The 3,381-nt window shown below is 64.9% G+C and carries 5 protein-coding genes and 1 tRNA gene; 3 read left to right on the top strand and 3 right to left on the bottom strand.

The annotated features are described in order from the left end of the window. Nucleotides 1–149: 149 nt before the first annotated feature. The 3 genes from Q319_RS0122825 (at nucleotide 150) to Q319_RS0122815 (ending at nucleotide 1,728) form a co-directional block, all read left to right on the top strand. A tRNA-Leu gene (locus Q319_RS0122825) sits at nucleotides 150–231 on the top strand. A gap of 277 nt (nucleotides 232–508) precedes the next feature. Beyond that, nucleotides 509–1,264, top strand: coding sequence for a tyrosine-type recombinase/integrase (locus tag Q319_RS0122820; protein WP_162178705.1), 756 nt, complete (start codon nucleotides 509–511; stop codon nucleotides 1,262–1,264). A 32-nt stretch (nucleotides 1,265–1,296) separates the two neighbouring features. Beyond that, entirely contained in the window at nucleotides 1,297–1,728 is a 432-nt protein-coding gene (locus Q319_RS0122815) for a hypothetical protein (RefSeq protein ID WP_156039564.1), read from the top strand. A 159-nt stretch (nucleotides 1,729–1,887) separates the two neighbouring features. Here Q319_RS0122815 and Q319_RS27680 read toward each other — a convergent pair whose 3' ends face one another. The 3 genes from Q319_RS27680 to Q319_RS27670 are packed head-to-tail and all read right to left on the bottom strand — an operon-like array spanning nucleotide 1,888 to nucleotide 3,198. Next, nucleotides 1,888–2,103, bottom strand: a complete 216-nt coding sequence (locus Q319_RS27680; RefSeq protein WP_029484691.1) for an ATP-binding cassette domain-containing protein — start codon at nucleotides 2,101–2,103, stop codon at nucleotides 1,888–1,890. A gap of 43 nt (nucleotides 2,104–2,146) precedes the next feature. After that, nucleotides 2,147–2,383 (bottom strand): DUF1963 domain-containing protein, encoded by a 237-nt coding sequence (locus Q319_RS28130; protein WP_169816516.1) that lies wholly within the window; start codon nucleotides 2,381–2,383, stop codon nucleotides 2,147–2,149. Between the two features lie 5 nt (nucleotides 2,384–2,388). After that, a complete protein-coding gene (locus Q319_RS27670) occupies nucleotides 2,389–3,198 on the bottom strand; it encodes a DUF1963 domain-containing protein (RefSeq protein WP_156039563.1) in 810 nt (269 codons plus the stop codon). Between the last annotated feature and the right edge of the window lie 183 nt (nucleotides 3,199–3,381).

Genomic DNA, 3,381 nt, shown 5'->3' with positions numbered 1-3,381 from the left:
ACCTGACTCAGCATTTCCCGTTCTGTTGCCATGCACCATCATCCCATTTCAGCGGGATGCACCCCCTGTCGGGGGAGGGTTTGACCGCCCCCGCCCCGGCGCGCTAAGATTCCGTGCGCGCTCAAGGGCGCACAAACCCTGCAAAGCAGGCCGATGTGGCGGAATGGTAGACGCACTCGACTCAAAATCGAGCGGGAAACCGTGGGGGTTCGAGTCCCCCCATCGGCACCAGTACAGGGGAGAAAACACCGTTCTAGAACGGTGTTTTCTGCTTTTGCTCTCCGCCGCCGCCCGGTGCCGACAGCGAGTGAACGGGCGGAGATCGTTGAACGCCCAGGAGGGCCGTCTACAGGGAGGAAACATGCACCTGGACAGACTGCACGCCATACACCGTCGGCACCTCGCCGCGCTCCGACGGTCACCGCCGACCATCGAGTTCTACCGACAGTCGCTCATCCCCCTTGAAAGGTTCATGGTCGCGCGCGGGCTGGAGCCGGACACTGACCATGTGACGCGGTTGTTGCTGCTGGAGTTGCAAGAACATCTGGAAGTGCAGGGGTTGCAGGCAGGGGGCATACACGCCGTCCTGCGGGGGTTGCGGGCGACTTTTCGGTGGGCCCTAGAGGAAGAGTTGATCGGCGAGGACCCCACGAAACGGCTTCGCATGCCGTCGTTGCCCCGGGAAGCGCCTCCCGCTATCCAGCCTGATGAGGTCGCTGCCTGTCTGAAGACGGCCGTCACCCTGCCCCAGCCGCTGCGGAACAGGGGTATCCTGCTGTGCCTCTACGACTGCGGCCTGCGTATGGGCGAACTGCTGGCGCTGGAGGTGGGGGACGTGGACCTGGAGACGGGTGTGATTCGCGTGCGCGCGGAGACGGCCAAGCGCGAGAAGGGCCGCGTGGTGCCGGTGGGGATAAAAGCGAGCCGCGCCATCAGCAACTATGAGCGGCGGGAGCGCAGGCCAGCGGTTGGACACATCCAGACTCTGTTCCTGAGTCGCACGGGGGAGCCGATGACGAAGGGCGTCCTTACCCATCTGATGTACAGGCTGAGCGCAGCGAACGCCATCCCGCGCAGTCATACGGCCCCGCATGCGTGGCGGCGTGGGTTTGCGGTGCAGTACCTGCGGGGTGGGGGCGACATGTTTAGCCTGCAACAGATCCTTGGTCACAGTTCGCTGGACATGAGTAGACGCTATGTGGCATATCTGCCTGCAGACCTTCAGCGGCAGCACCTGCGGGCGAGCCCTGGGGACCGGTTGTGACCCTGTGGACTGACCAAGAGCTGCGGGAGATCGTGAGCATCGTTGAAGCGGCGATGGTTGATGGGCCCAACGAGGCGCTGAACGTCGCTGCGCTGTGGATGCTCAGCGGGTCTGCCCACTCGGTCACACAAGGACTGCTGTGGGCGCAGCAGATGCTGTACCGGCCCGTGTGCGATACCTGGTCCAGCATGATCACGGTGGGCGTTGAGAGTGCTGCGCGGGAGCTGGGGAACATCTGCGTTGACTATCACTCGATGATAGATCTTGAGGAGTGGGTAGCGCCGGCGGGTCAGGTGCCCGACTGTCCGGCGCTTGCAGTGCTTCAGGATGCTGCGTACGTGGGTCTCCGCATCCCCCTTCAGTTCGGGCACGGCGGCTGGCTGCTGCGCGCCCCTCGCAACCCCTGCGCGCCGCTGCTGAGTCCGCTGGCGCGCTATGTGGTGATGGAACGGGAGGGGCGCTAGAGCACATGAGCACCTGGATCAGTGGGAGATCCGTCCCGTTGTGGCCGTAGCTGCCCTGCTGCTCGGCTTCGCGTGGAACTCCCTTTGTGGGCCCGGCGAGACAGACGAACACGCCGACCGCTGCTCAAGCGCGGTTGGCCTGCGCCCGTTGCCGTGGTTTTAGGTGGAGGCGGAGCTCAGGCGGGACGTGCGCCCCTCACCCGCCACGGCGCGTAGCAAGGTTGTCTTGCACGCGCCGTTCTCGCCCCGCAGGTGCAGGAGTTCACCGGCATGAACCTCCAAAGCGTCGATCTCGACGACAATGCGGCCTGCTACCTCGAGGCGAACGTCATGGGCGCTGAGAGGGGCACAGCCGTCCTCCGATGATGCGGTCATGCCGCCGGGTCCGGGGCCAGTGGGGGAAGGGTTGCCAGAGCCCTCAGCGGCAGTCCCAGTTGTAGGCGACCCGGCGGAAGTCAGCGCGGGCGAGGTCCTCCAGCGGGATGAAGAAGTTGGCGATGCCCACGGCCCCCCACATCACCTCCAGGTCATCGTCGCTGTCGAGCTGGAACAGCAGCACGCGCGGGTCTTCGAGGGTCCGGGGGGCGCTTCTGGATAAAGTTCGGGTACCCGCCGAGCTTGTGCCCTTCTCCCACCAGCTGCGCGTAGCGGTCAAGAGCCTCATCCTCCTCCTCGCCCAGAAGTTCCCACACCGGCTGACCGACCAGCTCGTCGAAGAGGCGGTGTCCCAGCGTCATGGGCCCCTGGGTCAGCTCGCCCCGCAGCACGAACTCGCGTGCCGGGTCGTGAGGCAGGCCCATGGTATCGCGGTCGGGCTGGCAGGGGCTGGGTGGTCTCCAGCGCTGTCTCGTCGTGGATAACCTCCGGGTGGTAGAGCACCCGGAAGCCAGCGTCGTCGCTCAGGCCGGAGATATCTAGTGCGCTGTGGAAGTTTGCGCCGCAGACGTCGCCATCCCCGATGCGGAACTGGACGATGCCTCCAGTAGGGAAACCATCCAGATGGGGCAGTTCCGCTAGGTTGAGCTGGGCCAGGAACGTCAGGGCGCGTCCGTTGGTACGCGAGCGGGACCACTCGAACCCGGCTGGGCGGTAGGGGAGACCTCCGAGCTTGCTTTCCCAGGGTCGGACTGGACCAGGGCTGCCCCGTAGACGGACATACGGACGCACGCTTGCTTCTAGGGCTGCGCGGTAAGGGGTCAGGAGCTTTGGGAGGCGGAGGGCAGGTTGTTCCACAGCCCGCTTCTCCCGTTCACCAGGCACGGCATCGCCGTGACCCTTCCTGCGCTTGTCTGCGAGTCGGCGCTGAGCCTCGGCGTGGGCAGCCTCGGGAGTGGGGAACGTTTTGACCGTGGTCTGACCCTCAGTGCCGATGCGGCCGTAGCGCAGGGTCAGCGTGCAACCCTCCACGGCGGCCTCGTAGAACTTTTGTCCGCTGCCGCTGGCCTCGCTGTATTCCAGGTAGGTCCGCATCGCGCTCAGCATGCCGTATGGAGTGGGGTCAACTCAGTGCTTCAGCTTCCTCAGGGTTGCCGTACTTGTTTCTGGAGCGCCTGCCTTCTGATACGGACTCCGATTAATTTCTTGACAGAGGCCACCAGTGAAAGAGGGTCTGCTGGGAGAGGAGGTTCGGCTGGGTTTCGAGCCAGGCACACT

Source organism: Deinococcus marmoris DSM 12784 (assembly GCF_000701405.1).
In the GTDB taxonomy this organism is placed as follows: Bacteria; Deinococcota; Deinococci; order Deinococcales; family Deinococcaceae; genus Deinococcus; species Deinococcus marmoris.
Note: the sequence above shows the minus strand (reverse complement) of the source record. Positions and strands in the feature narration are given on the sequence as shown.

Bases quoted from the DNA above. Each gene is read 5' to 3' on its own strand.
- Q319_RS27680 (WP_029484691.1), bottom strand. From the start codon at position 2,103: ATGACCGCATCATCGGAGGACGGCTGTGCCCCTCTCAGCGCCCATGAC.
- Q319_RS27670 (WP_156039563.1), bottom strand. From the start codon at position 3,198: ATGCGGACCTACCTGGAATACAGCGAGGCCAGCGGCAGCGGACAAAAG.